Origin of the sequence: Chryseobacterium paludis (assembly GCF_025403485.1) — a bacterium.
In the GTDB taxonomy this organism is placed as follows: Bacteria; Bacteroidota; Bacteroidia; order Flavobacteriales; family Weeksellaceae; genus Chryseobacterium; species Chryseobacterium paludis.
The window spans coordinates 2519751-2541653 of record NZ_CP099966.1 but is presented as its reverse complement, the minus strand read 5'-3'; the positions used below and the strand labels follow the sequence as shown (position 1 = coordinate 2541653).

Genomic DNA, 21903 nt, shown 5'->3' with positions numbered 1-21903 from the left:
TTATGCTATTATACTGCTGTCTATAACCTGATTGTTCCAAGAAATATGTTGTACGTTTTTGTTGTTGTCAAAGTAAAAATCTATTCTTCCTAATAAAAGTCCGGCCCATCCAACCTGATTAACCAAAACATTTTTGCCCTGTCTGTTTTTAAAACTTTGAGGTTCTGATAGAAAAGTATGGGTATGGCCTCCTAAAATGATATCAATATTTTCTGTATTGGCAGCCAATATTTTATCACTCACTTTATTAGGTTCATCATGATAATCATAACCAATATGAGATAAGCAGATCACAAGATCACACTTTTGTTCATTTTTTAGAAAATTGGAATAATGCTGGGCAACATCAATTGGATCAGAATAAACGGTCTCTTGATATTGTTTTTTACCCACCAGACCTTCTAGCTGAATTCCCACGGCAAAGATTCCTACTTTAATTCCATCTTTATTAAAAATTTTATACTGTAAAGTTTTTCCATCTAAAACAGTATTTTTAAAGTCATAATTTGAGCATATAAACGGAAATTGAGCATTAGGCAAGACCTTTAAAAAACCTTGAAGTCCATTATCAAAATCATGATTACCCATTGTGGATGCATCATATTTCATCATAGACATTAATTTAAATTCAAGCTCACCTCCGAAAAAGTTAAAATAAGGAGTGCCCTGGAAAATATCTCCGGAATCTAATAACAATACATTACTTTCCTGGCTTCTGATCTGTTGAATTAAACTTGCTCTTCTGGCAAACCCTCCCTGATTAGGGTTCTTTGTATAACTTTCATCAAAAGGTTCTATTCTGCTGTGCTGATCATTGGTATGAAGAATAGTAAGTTTGTTTGTCGAGGTTAGACTGTTCAATTTTAATTCCTCTGCCATCATCATATTGGGAGCTAAAGCCATTGCTAAAGTTCCACCACCTATTGCTTTTAAAAAACTTTTTCTATCCATTAGTTCTTACCAATAAAATTTAAACGAATATCTGTGTTGGGTACAACCTCTGAGTTTCTTTTGAAATAATCAATAAATAACTCCCTCATTTTTATTCCAGTAGGAATTGATTCTCCTTTTGCAAAGAAGCTCATATTATCTCCACCCAGTGCCAAATAATCTGAGGTTGCAATATAGTAATCCTGATTAGAATTCACTGCTTTACCATTAATTAAAGTTTTGGCTGGTTTTCCGTTGTCGGTTTCTATGTATAAATGGGAAACAGGATTGTTGACCTGTTTTTTTGCGTAGTATTCAAATAGACCTTCAAGATCAGATCCTTTCATTTTAACGATAACCACTTCATTTTCAAATGGCATTACTTCGTAGACATTCTTAAGTAAAATATCACCTTTTCCAATCGAAGTACGAATTCCACCAATGTTAATTAATGCAGCATCAACATTTTTTTTAAGATGAGTCTTTGCCCATTCATCTGCTCCACTGAAAGTGTAATCAGCTAAAAGATTTCCAAGATTGCTGTTATCTCCCTGTTTTGTAAGATCTACGTTGGTATGAGAGATCTTTTGATTCATCTCTTTATCCAGTTTCAGTTTATAGGGTTCAATAACCTTTACAAAAGCTTCATCATTCTTTAGCTCTTTATTAATAGAAATATTTTTCTGAGTTTCTACATTTGCAACTTGTAAAGAAGTTGTTTTACAAGAGGTAAGGGAAACCAAAGCAATTCCTAATAATAAGAATTTATTTTTCATAATTTCTTTTAGTATATGCAAATATAATTATATGTATAATAAAACATTATTATTTATTATAAATTCTTAGTCTAAATTATTAAATTTGGAAAAAATAATTCTAACAGATGAGCATTTTAAAAGGAGTAGGTGTAGCTTTGGTAACACCCTTTAATGAAGATTTATCCGTTGATTTTGATAGTTTAACAAAACTTGTTGAATACAATATTGAGAACGGAACCAATTATTTAGTTGTTTTGGGAACTACAGCTGAGGCTGCAACACTTTCTGAAGAAGAGAAGAAACAGGTTATAGATCATATCATTAAGGTAAATAATAAACGCCTTCCTTTAGTTTTAGGAATTGGGGGAAATAATACCCTAGAAGTAAAAAAACAAATTGAAGAAACAGATGTGTCTGCTTTTGAGGCAATTTTATCCGTTTCACCATATTATAATAAGCCTAATCAGGAAGGGCTTTATCAGCATTATAAAGTGCTGGCATCTACAGGAAAAAAAATTATCATTTATAATGTGCCTTCCAGAACGGGACAGAATATTGAAGCTGAGACAACACTCCGTTTAGCAAAGGAGTACCCAAATTTAATCTTGATTAAGGAAGCAGCACCTAATATTCTTCAGTATTTTGATATATTAAGAAAAAAACCGGAAGGTTTTTCACTGGTATCAGGAGATGATGAATATGCATTACCTGTTACACTGGCAGGAGGAGATGGAGTGATCTCTGTAATAGGGCAGGCTTATCCAAAAGAATTTTCAACAATGGTGCAGTTAGCTTTTGAAGGAAAAGTGAAAGAAGCTTACAAGATTCATAACAAACTCGTTGAGATTACGCGCTTAATTTTTGCTGAAGGAAACCCATGTGGAGTTAAAGTTATTTTAACTGAAAAAGGAATTATTAAAAACTTTTTGCGACTTCCACTTGTTCCAGCTTCTGAAGGATTGTATGCCAAGATAAAAGCAGAAATGATCAATATTTAAGAAAGCTGAGTAAACTGATTATCAATTTATGAGTCGATAAAATGTTTGTTCTTATTAGTAATAAATAACATAAGGTGAAAGGCTTCGGCTTTTCACTTTTTTTAATCATAAAAAGACATGAAATTAATTAAAGCAACTGAAAAAGATATTCCTCTTATACAGGATTTGGCAAGAAGGTCATGGGAAAATGCTTATGCAGAAATTCTTTCAGAAGAACAGATGGATTATATGCTTAGTACAATGTATTCAGCCGATGAAATTTCGAATCATCTGAAGAATCCAAAGTATCATTATTATCTAATATTAGATGAAGTTAATGATTCGCCTGAAGGATTTGTTGGCTATGAACACGGTTACGAAAATCAAACCACAAAGCTTCACAGAATTTATCTTGTTCCTGAAAGTAAAGGAAAAGGGTTTGGAAAAGAAGCACTAGTATTTCTAGCCGGGAAAACACTTGAAAATGGAGATAATAGAATTATCCTGAATGTGAATAAATTTAATGCAGCAAGAAAATTCTATGAATCCCAAGGATATAAAATATATGATGAAGGGGTTTTTGATATTGGAAATAATTTCGTGATGGACGACTATCTCATGGAGTTTATAATTCACAAATAATAGACTTATAATTCTGTAACATTATCTTATAATTCTATAACGGGTGACCTGTATATAAGCTTGATATTTGCAGTAGAACCAAATCACTTCAAAATAATACATTCATATACTTGGTTTTAAGCTGTTAGCTTTTATCAGTATATTTTTTTCATCCTTAGTGTTTAAATTCCTGTATTCATTAATACAGGAGTTTTTTGCGTTTGTGAATTTTATTTTAAATTTTTTAACCTATTTCACTTTTATATGAAATAAAATATTATATTTACAAAATAATTAACACACTTATACTAGGATGAAAATGTACGTGAAATTTGATTTCAATGCTCTTTGTAAAAAAGTGTTGGATGAAAAACTTAAGGAACAAGGCTTAAAATATAGATTATTAAATTTTGGGGAAGTCGAATTTTACGAAGCATTTACCCAAGAACAACATACTATTTTTAAGAAAAATCTTGAAGATTATGGTATCGAAATTATAGAAAGCCAAAAGATAGCATTGGTACAGAAAATAAAAGATGCTATTGTAGAATTGGTATTTTCTAAAGATATTGTTGCCGTTAAAGCATCTATTTATATTTCAGAAAAATTGAACCATAGTTATGGTTATTTATCAAATCTGTTTTCTGAAGTAGCTTATACTTCCATAGAAAATTTCATTATTCTACAGAAAATAGAATATGCGAAAGAATTGATTATCAATAATAAGCTTAATCTTACCGAGATTGCTCATAAGCTTAACTATTCCAGTGTAGCACATCTTAGTACACAGTTTAAGAATACAACAGGTATTACTCCCTCTCAGTTTCATAAAATAATCGGCAAGAGACGAAAAGAACAAAGTGTCATTGTTACTAATAAAATGCTGTATGACTAAAGAGTATCTGAATGCGATCCTCGTTGATGACGATGAAGGAAATGTTATTTTATTTAAAAATATACTTAAAGATCTAAAAATAGCAGTAAAAGTTCAGTCTTTTCAGAATGGTAAAGATTTAATGAAATACCTTAACAATGCTGAAGCTCTTATTCCTGAGATGTTATTGATGAACTATCATATTCCTCAAAAGAGTATTTTAGAATGTCTGGATGAAATAAAAATGGATTTTAGATTAAGTAATATCATTACAGGAGTATATGCAGAGGCTTTATCAGAAGAAGATGTGGAAAGAATTTTTGTAAAAGGATCGAATATTTATATCAAGAAACCGGATAATTATAAAGATTTAAAAAGAGTGATTTCCGAAGTTGTGACACTTAATTGGCAGTATCATACATCTGGACTGAATAAGGATAATCTTATCCTTAAAGTATGATGAATATTGAGTTTTTTAGGTTTTTAGTTTAGAGACGATTTATATTTATTACATAATACTCACTAAAAGGTGAAAATTTTATAACTATTGAATATAATAATATAAATAGTTATTAGTAACAATAGATGAAATTTGTACAAGAAACGTGCTAACACAAGTTAATCATATAAAACAATTAATGTAAATAATTATTTTTTCAAATCTTGAAAGTAAATTATATTAATCACGATGTTAGTAAAACAAAATGGATTATTAATTTCCAACGGAAAAGCGAAGAAGATCTTTAAACAAAACGGTACAATCATGAAAACTCGATCGTTGGGGGGATATTTATATTCGTTTCTTTTAAAATCCTTTCGACAAACACAGTTAGTTTTTATAATAAGTAAGTTGGAAACATAATTCATTTTGTTTTTTAAAAATTTATTTAGTAGTGGCTTTGGCAAAAATACAAATGCTATAAATATTTTCACTCCACACTACATCACAAGATAGTAAGCATTCTACTAAATAAATTTTTTACTGAACGAAAGTAATTTCTTCTAAATAACAGTTTTATAAGGGGGCCGCGGAAAGATCTTTTTCTTTTTGCGGTTTTTTTATGAAATTTTGCTCCATTTATTTTTCCCTTTATAATACTTTAAATAATAATTTTTTATGATCTGGTGATCGATTCTGCCTAAAAGAGGGTCTGTTTCCAGAATTTTTTCAACGACCTTTTTAGTCGTTTTTATAATTGCTGAATCTTTTACCAGATCCAGTCTTTTAAAATCAACAACACCACTTTGTTGAGTTCCCAGGATATCCCCGGGACCGCGTAGCTGCATATCTACTTCGGATATTTTAAAACCATCATTCGTTTCCGTCATTGTTCTGATACGGGTTCTGCTTTCAGTAGATAGTTTATCAGATGTCATTAATATACAATAACTTTGTTCAGCTCCACGGCCCACACGGCCACGTAATTGATGAAGCTGTGATAATCCAAATCTTTCAGCACTTTCTATAACCATAACAGAAGCATTAGGTACATTTACGCCCACCTCAATAACGGTGGTGGCAACCATAATCTCAGCTTTTCCCGAGGCAAAATAATTCATGGCTGCATCTTTTTCGTCAGGTTTCATTCTTCCATGAAGCATACTGACATTATATTCTGAAAATGCCTCCATGACGTGTTCCAAACCTTCCATCAGATTTTTATAGTCTAAGGTTTCAGATTCTTCAATTAAGGGATACACAAAATAGACCTGCCTGCCCTTTTTAATTTCATCTCTACAGAAATTATAAACATACATTCGATCTTTTTCTCTTCTGTGTGCGGTTACGATAGGTTTTCTACCCACAGGCATTTCATCAATCACAGACACATCCAAGTCAGAATAAAAGCTCATAGCAAGTGTTCTTGGGATAGGAGTAGCGGTCATTACTAAAATATGGGGTGGAATTTTGTTTTTTGCCCATAGTTTAGCTCTTTGGGCAACACCGAATCTATGCTGCTCATCAATAATAGCTAAACCAAGGTTTTTAAACTTTACTTTGTCCTCCAATACTGCATGCGTTCCTACTAAAATCGAGAGTTCTCCATTTTCAAGTTCCTGATGGATTATTTTTCTTTCAGAAGCTTTTGTAGAGCCGGTTAATAGGCGAACATTAATATCTGTTTTTTCCAGTAATTCCTTTATTCCGTTGTAGTGTTGTTGCGCCAAAATTTCAGTCGGAGCCATTATGCAGCTTTGAAATCCATTATCCATTGCAATAAGCATAGTCAGCAGGGCAACCATGGTTTTGCCTGATCCAACATCGCCTTGTAAAAGTCTATTCATCTGGATAGGTTTCTTCATATCCAGTCGAATTTCCTTTAAAACCTTCTTTTGGGCATTAGTAAGCTCAAAGGGAAGATGATTTTCGTAGAAACCGGTAAAATAATCACCAACAATTGGAAAAGGATTTCCAAATGATTGACTTTTATGATGGATCTTTTTTAAGCCATAACCCAACTGAAAGAAAAAGGATTCTTCAAATTTTAATCTGTAATTTGCTTTTTCAAAGTATTCTAGATTTTGAGGAAAATGAACATTCAAAAAAGTTTGTTGCCTTGATAAAAATTTAAAAGACTGCATCATATAGTCAGGTAGATTCTCCTGAATAAGATTAGGAATTTCTTTGCAGATATTTCTAAGAATTGTTTGAAAGAATTTCTGATTAAGACCTCGTTTTGTTAATTTTTCTGAACTGGGATAAATAGGTCTTAGACGATTGTCATTTTCTTTTTTTTCCTCAATTTCAATCTCCGGGTGTGGCATTGAAAATTGATTGTTAAATAAATTGATCTTTCCGAAAATATAGATTTCCTTATTAATTGGTAGCTGCTCCTTTAGCCATTTTGAATATTGGAACCATACCAGATCCATCATTCCCGTTTCATCATTAAATTTTGCAGTAAGTCTTTTGGTTTTACCTGTCTGTATTTCCTGAACACTTGTAATTTTTCCCTTTAGCTGAATTTCGATATTGCTTTCCTGAAGGTTGGCAATCTTATACACTTTGTTTTTATCCAAATAACGAATAGGATAGAAGTTTAATAAATCTTCTACAATAGAAATTCCCAACACATTTTTAATGAGTTTAGCCTTTTCGGGACCGATTCCCTTGACATATTCTATGGAAGTTTCTAAAGTCATTCAGATAAAAGCTCAATACAATAATAGATGAATTAGTGAGAAAAATGAGATTCCATATCAGCTATTCATTTTTGTAAGCGAGCCCTAATTTCGGCAAAATAGAATAAAATTTCAAATTTTTTAAGAAAAAAGACTTTCATAATTTGAAAGTCTTTGATTTTTAATTCTTTATTTTAGATTTGAATCTTTTCTGATAATCTTCCCATTGTTCACGGGTTCGAATTTTTTTATATAAATCCTTAGAAATGAATTCTAAATAAGGTTCAAGCTCAATCGCTGAAAGTTCACCCTGAAGGATCGTAATGGGACCTCCGTTTTCATCCAGAAAAACAGTACTTGGAACCGCAGCCACATTCATATATTGGGTAAATTCGTGCAAAGAATTTTTGCCTTTTTTATACTCTTTATCGTGATTTGAAAATGTTCTTCCAAAGATTTCAATATCACCTTTTTCTTCTGCATTGAATTTTACCGGATAATAATTGTCGTTTAAAATTTGAGCTATAACCGGATGTCCATAAGTCTTTTTGTCCATTATTTTACATGGGCCACACCAATCTGCATAAAAGTCAACAAGGATCTTTTTAGGATTTTGTTTTTGAGCCTTTAGCGCCTCCTCAATAGTCATCCATTTGACTTGGGCAAAACTGAAGGTGATTAAAAACAAACTTACTATGCTTAGAATTTTTTTCATTTAATTTTTAATTATTAATAAAAATAAGCATAATAAGCTTACATTTATTTTACATCTTGCATTAATTTTCTCACAAAGGAGGACATCAAAATTAATACCACTCCGGCAATTAATGCATAGATTCCCAATGTTTTATATCCATCAGTATAAGCAACAAGTTTACTCATGTTAGTATTTCCTGTATTAGCCTCAGATAAGCTGGCTCCGATTTTCCCTGCTGCAAATTGTCCGAATGCACTTGCCAAAAACCATAATCCCATCATCATACCAAACATTTTCTTTGGTGATAATTTGGTGATAATGGACATTCCTATTGGTCCTAAGCACAGCTCTCCAAAGGTGATGACCAACCATGTAAAAGTAAATAGGTTGAGTGAAGACTTACCATCTGAACCGGCAAAATATCTCAGGCTATAAAATAAAAAGAATCCTGCAGCCAGGAATAAAAATCCAATTCCGAACTTGTTAATGGTATTAGGCTCAAGTTTTCTTTTATTTAAACCAATCCATGCTAAACCGATCAGCGGACTAAAAATAATAATGAAAAAAGAGTTAGCACTATTGTTTATCACATTGGGATCCATCCCGAAGCCTAAAAGTTTATGTACTAAATTGTCTTTCGCGAATAAAGATAAAGATCCGCCACTTTGCTCATAAATAGAGTTGAACAAAAAGTACATGAAGATAAATATAAATGCTGCAACAAGTTTCTTTTGATAAGGAGAGGTTTGTTTTAGTGTTTCAACTATAAAATACCCAACAGCTGCAATACCTATTAAATACATAAAGTAATCTGTATAATTTGTATTCTTCACCATAATGAAAATAAGCGGCATGCTTAATAATGCACCAATATAGACCAATACTTCGCGTAAAGTTCTTTTTGATTGTGGAAGTACTTGCAACGGTGAGTCTCCAATAGGACCTAAGGATTTTTTCGTAGCAAAAAAAGTAATTAAACCTAGAATCATCACAATAGCTGCTGCAAGGAAGCACCAGGACCAGGAGTAATATTTTCCCAGATAAACACACAGAGCACCACCTAAAAGCCCACCAATATTGATTCCTGCATAGAATAAGCCATATCCGGCATCTCTTCTCGGATCATCCTCTTTATAAAGTTCTCCTACCATGGAAGAAATATTGGGTTTAAAGAACCCAGTCCCAATAATAGAGCAGGTAATACCAAAATAAAAGAAATCGTGTGGGGAAAAGGCAATAATAAGATTACCGATTGACATGATAATACCTCCAAAAACCAAGGATTTTTTGAATCCTAAAATTTTATCGGCAAAAATTCCGCCAATAAAAGTAAAAGCATAAATGAAAGCCTGTATGGCGCCATATTGTAAGTTCGCTTTATCTTCTAATAAACCTAATTGATCCACCATGAAAATCGTAAGAACACCACGCATCCCATAAAAACAAAAACGCTCCCACATTTCTACCGTGAATAGCGTCCAAAGCTGTTTAGGATACTTTCCTTTAAAATTTTGTATTTCTTCTAATGTATACATATTAATTGAACAATAATAAAATAAGATGTTTCATTTTGAAACGGATTCGCTAATTTATAAAAAAACCTCTGACTTAGCAGAGGTTTTTTATAGTATTTTATTAATGAAACTAGCCTACGCCGTTCATCATTTTCTTTAATCTTGGTGAAAGTATGGCAAGAATTACAGATGCGATACCACAAAGTACAACGAATACCATGAAGAATTCAAATAAATTATGAATTTCTACACCCGCAAAAGTTGTATTGGCAATAGGTAATTGTTCTTTCTCAAATAAAGCCAATTGCTCAGGAGTAAGTGTTACTTTTTTATCCAAAACATCCTGTAGATTTACACCCAGTTTTTCAGCTTTTACAAACTTGTCTCCTGTTGCAGGAATAATAGCCCCTAGAGAACCTGCTAAGGCATAACCCGCAGCATTAGAGATAAAGAAAACCCCATACAACAATGAAGCAAATCTTTTTGGAGCAAGCTTACCTACCAATGATAATCCGATTGGTGATAAACAAAGCTCTCCCATTGTTTGAATCAAATATAATAACATTAACCATTTGATGGCTAATAAACCTGTATTTCCCAGATCTTTTACATTGTAAGCGATAATGAAATAACTTAAAGCAATTAAGGCAAGACCTATTGCCTGTTTCATTGGAGATACCGGCTCTTTTCCTTTAGCTCTCAATTTATCCCAAAGGATACTGAATGGCAATGCCAATGCTACAACAAATAGTCCATTGAAGATTTGTACCATAGATGGCGGCATATTCCAACCAAAAATACTTCTGTCTGTTTGGTTATCTGCGATAAAAGTTAAAGATGAACCTGCCTGTTCAAAAGCGGCCCAAAAGAAAATAATAAAGAATGAAACAATATAAATTACCCAGATTCTTTGTCTTTCCACTTTGTTTTCAGCAGAGCTCATGATCAAAAATGCCAGAGAGATCCCTGCAGCGTAGATAAATGGATAAATAAGCCCTTTGATAAGCTGTCCCATTCCTACAGAATTGAATCCAAATTCACCTACTAGAACATATCTGAACACAAAGAAAAGAGCAACAAATAATACAGTTGCTATTCCCATAGATTTTCCTGAAAATTTTGCAGTTTGTGTTTCTCCTTCTTCAAAGTCTGCGCTGGTACTGTTTTTAGGTAATCCTCCGATTGGTCTTCCTTCAGGAGTTACAACATACTTATTTTTAAGGATGAAAAATGTTACTGTTCCTATAATCATTGCGATAGATGCAGCCAGGAATCCCCATTTGAAAGCGAAAATATCTCTAACTCCTGCAGAATCCTTTACATCTCCTAAATAGGGACAAATAAACTGACCTAAAAACGCTCCGATATTAATACCCATATAGAAAATGGTAAACGCCGAATCCAATTTAGATTTTTCTTGTTTAGGATAAAGACTTCCTACCATTGAGGAAATATTTGGTTTGAAGAAACCATTTCCAAAGATAATAATGAATAAAGCCAACCACATAAAGGTTTTTGCTCCGCCTAAGCTTTCAGAAAATGTAGATGCACTCAGGAAAAGTAAAAACTGCCCAATTGCCATAAGGCTTCCTCCTAAGATAATACAGTTTCTGTTTCCCAGATATTTATCTGCAATAAAACCTCCTAATAGAGGTGTTAAATAACATAAAGCAAGAAAACCCCCATAAATAATAGATGCATCAGCCTCCTTCATTAAGAGAGAATTTACCATAAATAAGGTAAGTAATGCTCTCATCCCATAAAAGTTGAAACGTTCCCACATTTCTGTTCCGAAAAGAACCCATAATCCTTTTGGATGTCTGGAACCTTTATTCTCTACAAATTCATCCGGTTTCGGATTTAATGCTTCAATATTATCCATATTTTATTGTTAATTTTTGTTAAGACTAGCAAATATAGTTTTTTTTGAGTTTTTGGCAAGTTTTTAATTTTATATTTAATAAAAAAGCTGTAGAACTCTGCTACAGCTTTATTATCTATCTAAAAGGGATGATTAATGCCCTTTTTCTTTCATGATTTTGTTCAATCTTTTTAACATAGAAAGGCCTAATAACGTTGCAAAAATTAATAAAGCGAAGTTTACTAAGAAATAATTTACTTTATTGTCATAGTTATACCAGGTGCTTGCTAAGATTCCAGAAAGTTTGTTCCCCACAGAATTAGCAAGGAAAAAGCCACCCATCATAAGTGCTGTGATTCTCGGTGGCGAGAGCTTGGAAACAAAAGACAATCCCATTGGAGAAAGACAAAGTTCGCCGACTGTAATGACTCCATAACCGGCAACCAGCCACCATGGAGAAACCTTAACCGCTCCATTATCTCCGGCTATTACTGCTAAAACCATTACCAGACAGGATAATCCAGAAATAAACAGTCCCAAAACAATCTTTGTAGGAGTTAATGGTTCCTTTCCTTTTCTTCGCAGTAAGGCCCAAAATCCAACCACTAAAGGTGTTAAAGCAATAACCCAAAATGGATTGATGGATTGAAATAATTCCGTATTGTACAGAAATACCTGCTTCTCGGGATTCTTTTCAAGTTCTGCACGTTGCTCAGAGGAAATATTTTTAAAATAGACATCTTTGCCGGTTGTTTTTATTGTTTTTCCGTCTTTATCTTTTTGAGATTGATACTGATCATCATAAACAGGAACCTCTTTATCTTTATAGCTTTTCCCATCTACCATATAGATGTCTTCTAAAGGCTTTTCTATAGCTGCAGGGACACTTCGGTCTGTGTAATAATTAGCCCATCTCGTTAATGCTGTTCCATTCTGTTTGAAAACTGCCCAGAAAAACATACTGATCAAAAATACAGATAACAAGGCTCCAATAGAAGTTTTTTCTTCTGGTTTTGCCTTAAAATAAAGAGAAGCATAAAAGTAAATAACAGGGATACAGGCAAAAATAAATGCATCTGTACTGTCACTTCCGAAAATATTATTAGGTACAAACCATCCAATTGCTCCAGCTATGATCGCTGGTAGGAAAACCTTAATTAAGATTTCAGAAAGTTTGGTATCTCCTTCTTGTACAGGCTTCATCTGAGCTGCGTGGATATAATGTTTTCTTCCAATGGTAAAAATTATCATACCAACTAGCATACCTACTCCAGCAGTAATAAAGGCTTCACCCCATCCGAATTTATTACGCATAAAAGCGGCGATAATATTACAGATAAAGGCACCAATATTAATTCCCATATAGAAAATATTGTAGCCAGAATCTTTATTTGCTCTATAAGGTTCTTCAGAATATAGATTTCCTAAAAGGGTAGAAATGGTTGGTTTAAAGAAACCGTTTCCGATAATAATTAATGCTAAAGACCCATAAAATAAAGGTAGATCTTTGAAAACTCCCATCCCGATATAACCCGCAGCCATTAAAATTCCTCCTAAATAGATAGATTTGATATAACCTAAAACTCTATCTGCTAGAAATCCACCAATAAAAGGTGTTAAATAGGTCAAAGCGATATAAGTTCCAAAAATATCATCAGCAGTTTTGTCGGGCAGCCCGAGACCACCTTTCAACCCTGTAGGCTCAATAACGTAAAGAACAAAAATTCCGAGAATTAAATAATACCCGAAACGTTCCCACATTTCAGTAAAAAAGAGAAAAGGCAGGCCTTTAGGATGTTTAGTCTTCATCGATTCAAATTTCAAATTTCTCAAAAGTAAGTTTTTAATTTTAATTGATAAAATAAATTACTCTTTGCAAAACGATTAATGAAATTAATATTAAAAAACCTTCTAAAATAAATTAGAAGGTTTAATAGGTTATTTGATACTAGATTATAAATTATCTAAAATAAAATCTGTCATTTTCTCATACAGTTGTGGTCTTGTCTGGCCACCATAAATCCCGTGATTTTTATCCGGATAAGCCATGAAATCAAACTGTTTTTTGTTTTGAATCAATGCCTCAGAGAATTCCATGGAATTCTGGAAATGTACATTATCATCAGCAGTTCCGTGAATCAATAAGAGTTTTCCTTTTAATAGGTTGGCATATTCTGTTGGGGAATTTTTATCATATCCTTCCGCGTTTTCCTGTGGAGTCCTCATGAACCTTTCTGTATAAACAGAATCGTAATACCTCCAGTTGGTAACTGGTGCAACAGCAATCCCCGCTTTGAAAACATCAGCTCCCTTTGTCATAGCTAAACTCGTCATATAACCTCCGAAGCTCCAACCGAACATTCCGATTCGGCTTTTATCAATATAGGATTGATTTCCAAACCATTTTGCAGCAGTGATCTGATCTTCAATTTCGTATTTCCCTAAATTCATGTAGGTTACTTTTTTGAATTTCGCTCCTTTATATCCTGTTCCACGTCCATCTACACAAGCTACAATATATCCCTTTTGAACTAAATGATTAAACCATAAAGTATTTCCGGTATCCCAGGTGTTAGCCACCTGTTGAGAACCAGGTCCTGAATACTGAAACATAAATAAAGGATACTTTTTGTTTGGATCAAAGTTCTTAGGTTTCATCACCCATGCATTCATTTGATCACCCACTGAGTTTGGAATAGTAATAAACTCTTTATCAACAAAATTGTCAGCTTTTAGTTTTTGTAGCTGATCATTGTTGTTTTGTAATTCTTTTACAGTTTTACCATTTCCGTCTTTTAAGACAAAAGTAAATGGCTTTGAAACTGTAGAGGAGGTCTCGATAAAATAATTATAGTTCTTACTGAAATTGGCAGAATTATTTCCTTCTGCGTTTGAGATCAGTTGAGATTTTCCGTTTTCTATATTGATCTTGGAAATCACTTTGTTGATACTTCCTTTCTCAGTGGTCTGAACATAAATTTCTTTAGACTTTGGATTGTAACCGTAATAATCTGTTACTTCCCAATTTCCTTTTGTAACTTGTTTTTTCAGCTTGCCATCTTTGTCATACCAATATAAATGACGGTTGCCATCTCTTTCTGAACCCCAAAGAAATGAATCATCTTCAAGAAATTCTAATGTAGGGCTATCTGTATCAATCCATTTTTCGTCAGTTTCCGTAAACAACTTCTGAACTGCTCCGGTCTTTGTATTAACTTTTAAAATATCTGAAGCATTTTGTATTCTTTCAGAAGTAATTAACACCATTTCATCTGCTTTTGCAGTTTGAAAAACATTGGGGATGTAATAATTTTTAAAAGAACCTAAATTCAATGGTATTGTTTTTCCTGAATCCAGACGGTATAATTGTGCTGAAACAATAGAATTTTTTTCTCCTGCTTTAGGGTATTTATAACGCATTTCCGACGGATACAATGATTTACCGTAGATAGGAATGTATATTTCCGGAACCTGACTCTCATCTGATTTTACGAAAACAAGTGCATCCGAGTTTTTTGTCCATTCAAATAATCTCGCGTGTCCGAATTCTTCCTCATATACCCAGTCTGCCAATCCATTGAGAATAGAATTTTTCTTTCCATCTGTAGTTATCTGGGTAATTTTTCCAGAGGTTAGATCCTGGAAAAATAAATTGTTTTCAGAAATGAACGCTACCTTACTGGCATCCGGAGAGAATCTTGGCTCCTGCACTGTTTTACCATCATTTAAGCTGGTTACTTTTCCTGATTTTAAATCTTTAACATCAAATTTGCCTAAAAAGGAATGTCTGTAAATTGGCTGACTATCTTTAAGTAAGAGGATCTTCGACTCATCATCAGAAAACTCATAACTCTGGTATTGTCCATCAACAATATTTCCTTCTTTTTGGGAAGTTTTGTAAGAATATTTTGCAATTCCACCCTGTTCAATAACCAGATAATTTTCTCCATTTTTCATGGAAGTAATTCCAGCAATGCCCTTTCCGCGGTAATATCCTGAATATATTTTGTCTAATGTAATTTCTTGTGCTGATAGATTTTGAAATACAGCAGCAATACTAAGAGTTAATAGGATTTTTTTCATTTCTAATTTTAAAGAGATTCAAAGATAATAATTTTATCAAATGCACAAAAAAGCTTTTTTAGATAAGGCTTTGGCAAAAAAATTGGATGTATTATATAAATCAAGCTAAAATAATAATTATGGAAACGAATGCATTCAATCAGAAATTAAACCGTTATGTTTTGAACGATCAAATCGTATACACAGGGTTTTCTAGCTTTAAAGATGCTGAGGGATGTGCTCAGAAAAAAGGAGGAACTTTAGTAGAAGTAAGTTTTAAAGATGGAAATGACAACCCTCAGATTTCAGAAGAAGCAGGTTTAATAGAAAAAAAACTTCATTATTACGTAGATGCTGGTGATGAATATAAATTCATTCATTCCTCGGATCCTGGATTTAAGAAATATGCAGAAGAATTGCAAAAAATAAAGGCTAAAAATGATAAAACGAGTCCGGAAGAAAGGTATTTCGCCAATTTTGAAATTGAAAATATGGAAGATCCGATTATTGTGATCAAAAATGATCGACTGGAATCGGTTACTTCAAGAGAACGTTCAAAGTATTTGAAACATGCTAAAGTTTATGAATTAGGGGTTTCCCTGCCAAAATCTTAAAAAATAATATGATGAGCAAGACAAAATATTCAGACAAAGCTCAAGACAAAGTAGGAAAAGTAATGCACGAATTCAAAGAGGGTAAATTAAAATCCTCTTCTGGAAAGAAAGTAACCAGTCAAAAACAAGCGGTTGCCATTGGTATTTCAGAGGCCAGAGAAAAAGGTTTAAAAGTGCCTAAGAAGAAAAAGGATTAAGTCAAATAAAAACGTGGAATTTTCCACGTTTTTTGTTTAATTTTTTGGCGTTTAATTTTTTACTCCTTTATAATTTGTAGCCTAATCCTACTGGTGATTATAAAGGATCTTGTAGTATTCATCGGCCATTCTATCACTATTGAATTGGTTTTTAACATCATCCATTGCATTGTATTGAATTTTTCTCCAAGCATTTGTATTGTTATAATAAGTTGGGATAATATCATTCTCCAGAATCTCATATAATTTATTTAGATCATAAGTATCCTGTTCGTAAATGCTCATATTCATGTAGTCGACTTTTGGAACTACAAAAGAGTTTTCTTTATGCTTTGCAAATTCAGGAATCCATCCATCATCTGTTGAAAGATTTACGGAGCCATTCATTGCGGCGGTCATGCCTGAAGTTCCAGATGCTTCCCTGGGAACTCTTGGATTGTTAAGCCATAGATCTGAACCTTGTTTTAAAGATTTACTTAAAGAGAGCTCATAGCCAGTTAAAACAGCCATATTCTTATGGTTATTGCTTTCTTCAACAAGGGTATTAAAGGTGGAAATTGCAGTGTAATCCATTGGGTAAGGCTTTCCTGCCCATATAATTTGAACCGGATATTTAGGATTGTTTAATAATTTGTAAAATCTGTCTTTATCATGTAAAAGTAAATCAGCTCGTTTATATCCTGCAAATCTTCTTGCCCAAACAATTGTAAAGATATTTGGATCGAATAAATTTCCGGTTTGATCTGCAACGATCTTGAAAAGTCTCTTTTTTAAATATTTTTTACGATAATCGAATACCGTTTCGTCTCTTTCGTCTTTAGCGTTATAAAGTCGTTTATCGGCCCAGTATTTAAATTCCTGTGCATTGGTGATTGACTTAATCTCGCAAATTCCAGGATATTTACTCCACATCGCTCTTGAAACAACCCCATGCAGCTGAGAAACCCCATTGGCTACTTTAGCCATCTGCAGCGCACAAAGTGAATGATTAAAACGATCATCCTGAGCTCCTTCAATGCTTTTTGCTTCCTCCATGCTGAAATCAGAGAAATAGGACATGTCATAACATAATTTCAGATTATGTTTTTCATTTCCTGCTTCTTCGGGTGTATGGGTTGTAAAGACCAGTTTTTCCTTTACTTTGTTTAGGTCTCCCTTGTATTTTTTTAGTAAATAGAATGCTGCAGGAAGAGCATGTGCTTCATTAAGATGATAAATATCCCTATCAAGATTCATTTCATCCAGTAATTTTGCGCCTCCTTTTCCTAATAAAATGTATTGTGCCAGTTTGGTCGATTCGTTGGCATCATATAGTTTGTGGCAGATGGTCTTTGAAACGTGATCATTTTCAGGAACATCTGTAGATAAAAAAAACATGGGTGCTGTATGAAATGTTTCTGGATCCAGATACCAGACTTTTACCCAAACTGGCGCACTATGGATTTCTATTTGAAATTTTATTCCCGTATCTTCAAGGAAACTATACATTTTTTTTGTCCATACGGGCTGTAATGTCTGATCATGATTTCTAGCTTGATCATAATATCCGAATTTCCAGAGAATACCTATTCCTATAAAATCCTGTTTCAGATTATAAGCACTTCTCATATGAGAACCAGCAAGGAAACCGAGACCTCCGGAATAGATCTTTAAAACTTGCTCGAGAGCAAATTCCATAGAAAAATAGGCTACTTTCTTCGTATATTGAGGATTGATGTTAAAGGGTATTTTAAAATTTTTAAAATCCATGAACCAGAGTTTTAGATTAGATAGCCAAAGGTATTGATAATGAAAATAAACTCTACATTAATTATTTAACAAATTATTTTTAAAAGTATCTGTTGAATAGTTTTTTTACTTACCTTTAAGTGTAATTTTTTGATAATCAAAAACTTCTCGAATAAAACTATAGGTTTCATGTTTTATTAACAATAATAAAAACGAAGAGGATGAAAAAGGTATTTTCAGATGAAGATTTAATCAAGAATCTAAGCTTATATTACCTGAATCGACATTTGAAAAAAAAGCCGATAGAGAAGTATCATCGTAAAATAGATGAATCACAACTTCATGATCGGGAAAAATATAAGAAAAAATCAGAAATTTTACTGCTGAATTCGTTTATGCATCATTTCCCTGATGTTAAGTTTGAAAATCTTACCTGTGAAAGCCCCGATTTTATCGCTAATTTGAATGATAAAAAAATTGGGATCGAGCTAACAGAGGTGATCAATCATTTGGAAATGAAGAAGATTGAAAGTAATTTGAACAAGATTTTCCGTCAGGCTGAAATATTATTAGAACAAGAAGACACTACGAAATATCGTGGTGTTTATTTTTTAGAATTTCACTCGGATTTTAAATTTGATATCTTGGAGGAGCAACAGGAAAGTATTTTATCCATTTACAAAAGCATAAAAAAAAATAAGCCGGTAGGCTGTGTGAAAAGTCTTAGAAAATCTTCGCACCGTAGAAATGTCTTTATTACTCACGAATACAGTATGAATTTATTTGATGAGCTTTGTTCTGATAAGATCTTGGAATTAATTGAAAAGAAAAATGAAAAATTTCCCTATTATGACACTTCTGTAGACGAATGTTGGTTGGTCATCGTTTCCGATATGAACTCTATTGCATCACGATATACTTTTATTCAGGATAAGGAACATCTCAATGAAGTAAAAAGTCCATTTCATAAAATTTTTCATCTTGAAAATCTTTGTGGAAATATGACGAGTATAAAATAATCGTCACAAACACCCTTTAATATTCAATAAATTCTTCATTTAATCGAAGTTAATTTACGATTTTAACATTTTTATTATTTTTAATTAAATAATAAGTATATTTGATATATGTGTTGTGTATTGATTTAATTATTGATTAATTTTTAACAAAAACATGTATTTTATGAAGAAAAATCTACTTATTGCTTTCTTGCTTATATCACAAATTTTCTTTTCTCAGGCTGATTGTGTAACTGCAATCGCAGTTTGTGGTAATGCAAATATAACATACACTCCTTCAGGTCCCGGTGCCATAAATGAAACCCTTGGTGGTTGTTTACAGGTTGAAAATAATTCAACCTGGTATTCATTTACAATTGCTACAGGTGGTACCCTTACATTTGAAATTAACCCAACAGGTCCTGTAGATTACGACTGGGCTATTTATGGACCTAACAAAACCTGTGCTACAAAAGGAACACCTATCAGATGTTCTTCAAACGATGGAACTATTGCGGGTTATCCAACAGGTATGAATATGACCGCAACAGATACAAGTGAAGGACCCGGATTTGGAGATGGTTTCGTTAAATATTTGGACGTATTACCAGGGGAGACCTATTTTTTATATGTTGATAATTTTTCAACAACGGTCTTTACTTTTAATTTAGTTTGGGGTGGAACAGCTACTTTAGCATCTCCATTTACTGATCCTTTAATACAGCCCCATCCTTTTAATCCACCTGGAATTCCTGCAGCTAATCCAGCAGATCCAAGAGAAATAATTGTATGTTCAAACCCCGCAGTTTTTGATTTCAGTACCTTATCAACAGGTATTCTTAATGGAAATCCAAACTTTAATATTACCTATCATACCACTCAAAATGATGCATTAAGTGGAAATAATGCTATCTTAACTCCAATTACTATTAATACAGCAACCACTTATTACTATAGTATCAGCTATACAGATCCGGCAAATCCAAACAATCCTATTAATAAATGTAGGCAGACAGGAAATTTTAAATTCAAAGATGGAACGATAACAGGCAATGATGTAACATTAACTGCCTGTAATAACAACAACATGGGAACAGCGGTATTCGACCTGACGAGTGCTAATGTTATTGGTCTTCCAAATGTTACCAAAAAGTACTATCTGACGATGAATGATCTTAATGCGGGAATTAATGAAATTATAAACCCAAGTGCTTATATATCTTCTGCAGGGGTTGTGTATGTAAAAATAACTTCTCAGTTTGGATGTATTGCAGTAGCAAAAATTACATTAAATTTTTATCCTCCTATTGTTGTACAGGAAGCCACTTTAAGATCATGCTTTATTGAAACTAATCCTTCGACAGCTTCATTTAATCTTACTGCTGCTCTTGTAACACCTACAGGTCCTGTAGGGTTGACTAAAAAATATTATCCTTCTCTAACAGATGCTATCAATGGAACTAATCAAATTGCGACTCTCGCAGCATATATTGCCCCAAATGGTGTTGTCTATGTGCGAGTATCCAATTCAAACAATTGTTTCACCGTTGCAAAAATTACTTTAATTGTTTTGCCGCCAGTAAAATCCAGTGTTCTGGTTGATAAGATCATCTGTATGGAGGATACCACAACATTGGATGCAGGACCGGGCTTTGCTTCCTATCTATGGAGTACGGGTGCTATAACTCAAGCAATCACAAATGTATCAGTTGGAACATATTGGGTCAAACTAAAGACGGGGGAATGCATTACAACCCAGACCGTGAAAGTATATCCTACCGAGCAGCCTGTAATATCAAATGTAGATATCTCAACGAATACCATTACTGTAAATGTTGTAGGGGGAACTCCAGCTTATAAATATTCACTTGATAATATCACTTGGCAGGATTCTAATGTATTTAACAATGTTCCTAGAGGAGACTGTCATATTTATGTAAAAGATATATATGATTGTGAACCTATTGATATTACAGTAACAGTTCCGAACCTGGTGAATGTAATTACACCTAATAGTGATGGTATCAATGATGTGATCGATTATTCTGCACTGGCTCACAAGCAAAACTTAATATTGAATATTTTCGATAGATATGGCAATAAAGTTCATCAGGCAGATAAAACAAATGGCTATAAATGGGATGGAACAACCAACGGAAGTAAAAAAGTTCCGACTGGAACCTATTGGTATTCTGTAACCTGGAGTGAGAATGATAAGAAAAATACTCCTGTTAAATTCTCTAGTTGGATCATGGTGAAAAATAGAGAGTAGTGCTAAAACAAGATAAAGCCATCTTTTGTTAAGATGGTTTTATCTTTAAAGTTTTTATTAACTTTAAAGTATGAAAGAACTATTTATCAAACGTTTCGAATATTATAAATCTCTTGGAGATAAATCTTTTGAACAATTATCAGATGAACAAATGTTTTGGCAGTATAATGTTGAAAGTAATTCAATTGCAGTTATTGTAAAACATATTGCAGGAAATATGATTTCAAGATGGACAAATTTCCTTACGGAAGATGGAGAAAAACCGGGACGGAAACGTAATGAAGAATTTGTAAATACCTTTAAAACAAAACAAGAAGCAATTGGTTTTTGGGAAGCAGGTTGGAAATGTGTTTTTGATGCTTTGAACCAAATTAATGAAGAAAACTTGTATACTACTATTTATATAAGAGGTGAGGGACATTTGGTTATAGATGCTGTTTTTCGCCAGCTGGCTCATTATCCTTATCATATAGGACAGATCGTTTATATTGCAAAAATGATGAAAAATAATGATTGGAACACACTTTCTATTGCAAGAAATAAATCTCAGGAATTTAATGAAGAAATAAAGAATAAACTTGAGGGCGAAGGTCTAAATTCTAATTCTTCACCTGTTTGTTTCGAAAATAATCATGAGGTAAGAGAAGAATATAAACAATAGACTGAATCGATTCAGA

General features: G+C 33.1%; 18 protein-coding genes. 9 read left to right on the top strand and 9 right to left on the bottom strand.

Going from position 1 to position 21903, the window contains the following annotated elements:
* Complete coding sequence (locus tag NG806_RS11375) at nucleotides 1-951, bottom strand: bifunctional metallophosphatase/5'-nucleotidase (RefSeq protein ID WP_214828719.1); 951 nt, start codon at nucleotides 949-951, stop codon at nucleotides 1-3.
* Nucleotides 951-1706, bottom strand: a complete 756-nt coding sequence (locus NG806_RS11370; RefSeq protein ID WP_214828722.1) for a 5'-nucleotidase C-terminal domain-containing protein — start codon at nucleotides 1704-1706, stop codon at nucleotides 951-953. Before NG806_RS11370 ends, NG806_RS11375 begins: the two co-directional genes overlap by 1 nt.
* Nucleotides 1707-1813: 107 nt before the next feature.
* Between NG806_RS11370 and dapA the strand changes: the two genes are divergently transcribed.
* From dapA to NG806_RS11350, 4 genes are all read left to right on the top strand, one after another.
* Complete coding sequence (gene dapA, locus NG806_RS11365; protein WP_261509732.1) at nucleotides 1814-2686, top strand: 4-hydroxy-tetrahydrodipicolinate synthase; 873 nt, start codon at nucleotides 1814-1816, stop codon at nucleotides 2684-2686.
* Between the two features lie 117 nt (nucleotides 2687-2803).
* Complete coding sequence (locus tag NG806_RS11360) at nucleotides 2804-3307, top strand: GNAT family N-acetyltransferase (protein WP_261509731.1); 504 nt, start codon at nucleotides 2804-2806, stop codon at nucleotides 3305-3307.
* A gap of 292 nt (nucleotides 3308-3599) precedes the next feature.
* Entirely contained in the window at nucleotides 3600-4181 is a 582-nt protein-coding gene (locus NG806_RS11355) for a helix-turn-helix domain-containing protein (RefSeq protein ID WP_214828731.1), read from the top strand.
* Complete coding sequence (locus NG806_RS11350) at nucleotides 4174-4620, top strand: response regulator (protein ID WP_261509730.1); 447 nt, start codon at nucleotides 4174-4176, stop codon at nucleotides 4618-4620. Before NG806_RS11355 ends, NG806_RS11350 begins: the two co-directional genes overlap by 8 nt.
* Nucleotides 4621-5219: 599 nt before the next feature.
* On the opposite strand, the gene recG is transcribed toward NG806_RS11350, so the two are convergent.
* The 6 genes from recG to NG806_RS11320 all read right to left on the bottom strand — a co-directional run bounded on the left by recG (nucleotide 5220) and on the right by NG806_RS11320 (nucleotide 15438).
* Nucleotides 5220-7304: an ATP-dependent DNA helicase RecG gene (gene recG / locus NG806_RS11345; protein ID WP_261509729.1), complete on the bottom strand. Its 2085-nt coding sequence runs from the start codon at nucleotides 7302-7304 to the stop codon at nucleotides 5220-5222.
* Between the two features lie 160 nt (nucleotides 7305-7464).
* Nucleotides 7465-7998, bottom strand: a complete 534-nt coding sequence (locus NG806_RS11340; RefSeq protein WP_214828740.1) for a thioredoxin family protein — start codon at nucleotides 7996-7998, stop codon at nucleotides 7465-7467.
* Between the two features lie 44 nt (nucleotides 7999-8042).
* A complete protein-coding gene (locus NG806_RS11335) occupies nucleotides 8043-9515 on the bottom strand; it encodes a peptide MFS transporter (protein ID WP_214828743.1) in 1473 nt (490 codons plus the stop codon).
* Between the two features lie 109 nt (nucleotides 9516-9624).
* On the bottom strand, nucleotides 9625-11376 hold the full coding sequence (locus NG806_RS11330) for a peptide MFS transporter (protein WP_214828746.1): 1752 nt from the start codon (nucleotides 11374-11376) through the stop codon (nucleotides 9625-9627).
* Between the two features lie 132 nt (nucleotides 11377-11508).
* Nucleotides 11509-13164: a peptide MFS transporter gene (locus NG806_RS11325; protein WP_214828749.1), complete on the bottom strand. Its 1656-nt coding sequence runs from the start codon at nucleotides 13162-13164 to the stop codon at nucleotides 11509-11511.
* Between the two features lie 144 nt (nucleotides 13165-13308).
* Nucleotides 13309-15438, bottom strand: a complete 2130-nt coding sequence (locus tag NG806_RS11320; protein WP_261509726.1) for a S9 family peptidase — start codon at nucleotides 15436-15438, stop codon at nucleotides 13309-13311.
* Nucleotides 15439-15557: 119 nt separating this feature from the next.
* Between NG806_RS11320 and NG806_RS11315 the strand changes: the two genes are divergently transcribed.
* Nucleotides 15558-16031, top strand: a complete 474-nt coding sequence (locus tag NG806_RS11315; protein ID WP_214828755.1) for a hypothetical protein — start codon at nucleotides 15558-15560, stop codon at nucleotides 16029-16031.
* A gap of 11 nt (nucleotides 16032-16042) precedes the next feature.
* Nucleotides 16043-16228, top strand: a complete 186-nt coding sequence (locus NG806_RS11310; RefSeq protein ID WP_200244190.1) for a DUF6496 domain-containing protein — start codon at nucleotides 16043-16045, stop codon at nucleotides 16226-16228.
* Between the two features lie 87 nt (nucleotides 16229-16315).
* Here the strand turns inward: NG806_RS11310 and glgP are convergent, their stop codons facing one another.
* Nucleotides 16316-17977: an alpha-glucan family phosphorylase gene (gene glgP / locus NG806_RS11305; protein ID WP_214828757.1), complete on the bottom strand. Its 1662-nt coding sequence runs from the start codon at nucleotides 17975-17977 to the stop codon at nucleotides 16316-16318.
* A 200-nt stretch (nucleotides 17978-18177) separates the two neighbouring features.
* Here glgP and NG806_RS11300 point away from each other — a divergent pair, with 200 nt between their 5' ends.
* The 3 genes from NG806_RS11300 to NG806_RS11290 all read left to right on the top strand — a co-directional run bounded on the left by NG806_RS11300 (nucleotide 18178) and on the right by NG806_RS11290 (nucleotide 21887).
* Nucleotides 18178-18975, top strand: coding sequence for a hypothetical protein (locus NG806_RS11300; RefSeq protein WP_214828760.1), 798 nt, complete (start codon nucleotides 18178-18180; stop codon nucleotides 18973-18975).
* Nucleotides 18976-19138: 163 nt separating this feature from the next.
* Nucleotides 19139-21226: a T9SS type B sorting domain-containing protein gene (locus NG806_RS11295; protein WP_261513095.1), complete on the top strand. Its 2088-nt coding sequence runs from the start codon at nucleotides 19139-19141 to the stop codon at nucleotides 21224-21226.
* 70 nt (nucleotides 21227-21296) lie between these two features.
* Nucleotides 21297-21887 carry a DUF1572 domain-containing protein gene (locus tag NG806_RS11290; protein ID WP_261513094.1) on the top strand — a complete coding sequence of 197 codons (591 nt, stop codon included), beginning with the start codon at nucleotides 21297-21299 and terminating at the stop codon, nucleotides 21885-21887.
* Nucleotides 21888-21903 lie beyond the last annotated feature (16 nt).

Coding starts and splice junctions, on each gene's coding strand:
- NG806_RS11290 (WP_261513094.1), top strand. CDS start 21,297: ATGAAAGAACTATTTATCAAACGTTTCGAATATTATAAATCTCTTGGA.
- NG806_RS11310 (WP_200244190.1), top strand. CDS start 16,043: ATGAGCAAGACAAAATATTCAGACAAAGCTCAAGACAAAGTAGGAAAA.
- NG806_RS11325 (WP_214828749.1), bottom strand. CDS start 13,164: ATGAAGACTAAACATCCTAAAGGCCTGCCTTTTCTCTTTTTTACTGAA.
- NG806_RS11295 (WP_261513095.1), top strand. CDS start 19,139: ATGAAGAAAAATCTACTTATTGCTTTCTTGCTTATATCACAAATTTTC.
- NG806_RS11375 (WP_214828719.1), bottom strand. CDS start 951: ATGGATAGAAAAAGTTTTTTAAAAGCAATAGGTGGTGGAACTTTAGCA.
- NG806_RS11360 (WP_261509731.1), top strand. CDS start 2,804: ATGAAATTAATTAAAGCAACTGAAAAAGATATTCCTCTTATACAGGAT.
- NG806_RS11355 (WP_214828731.1), top strand. CDS start 3,600: ATGAAAATGTACGTGAAATTTGATTTCAATGCTCTTTGTAAAAAAGTG.
- NG806_RS11370 (WP_214828722.1), bottom strand. CDS start 1,706: ATGAAAAATAAATTCTTATTATTAGGAATTGCTTTGGTTTCCCTTACC.
- NG806_RS11300 (WP_214828760.1), top strand. CDS start 18,178: ATGAAAAAGGTATTTTCAGATGAAGATTTAATCAAGAATCTAAGCTTA.
- NG806_RS11330 (WP_214828746.1), bottom strand. CDS start 11,376: ATGGATAATATTGAAGCATTAAATCCGAAACCGGATGAATTTGTAGAG.
- dapA (WP_261509732.1), top strand. CDS start 1,814: ATGAGCATTTTAAAAGGAGTAGGTGTAGCTTTGGTAACACCCTTTAAT.
- NG806_RS11335 (WP_214828743.1), bottom strand. CDS start 9,515: ATGTATACATTAGAAGAAATACAAAATTTTAAAGGAAAGTATCCTAAA.
- NG806_RS11340 (WP_214828740.1), bottom strand. CDS start 7,998: ATGAAAAAAATTCTAAGCATAGTAAGTTTGTTTTTAATCACCTTCAGT.
- recG (WP_261509729.1), bottom strand. CDS start 7,304: ATGACTTTAGAAACTTCCATAGAATATGTCAAGGGAATCGGTCCCGAA.
- NG806_RS11320 (WP_261509726.1), bottom strand. CDS start 15,438: ATGAAAAAAATCCTATTAACTCTTAGTATTGCTGCTGTATTTCAAAAT.
- NG806_RS11315 (WP_214828755.1), top strand. CDS start 15,558: ATGGAAACGAATGCATTCAATCAGAAATTAAACCGTTATGTTTTGAAC.
- glgP (WP_214828757.1), bottom strand. CDS start 17,977: ATGGATTTTAAAAATTTTAAAATACCCTTTAACATCAATCCTCAATAT.
- NG806_RS11350 (WP_261509730.1), top strand. CDS start 4,174: ATGACTAAAGAGTATCTGAATGCGATCCTCGTTGATGACGATGAAGGA.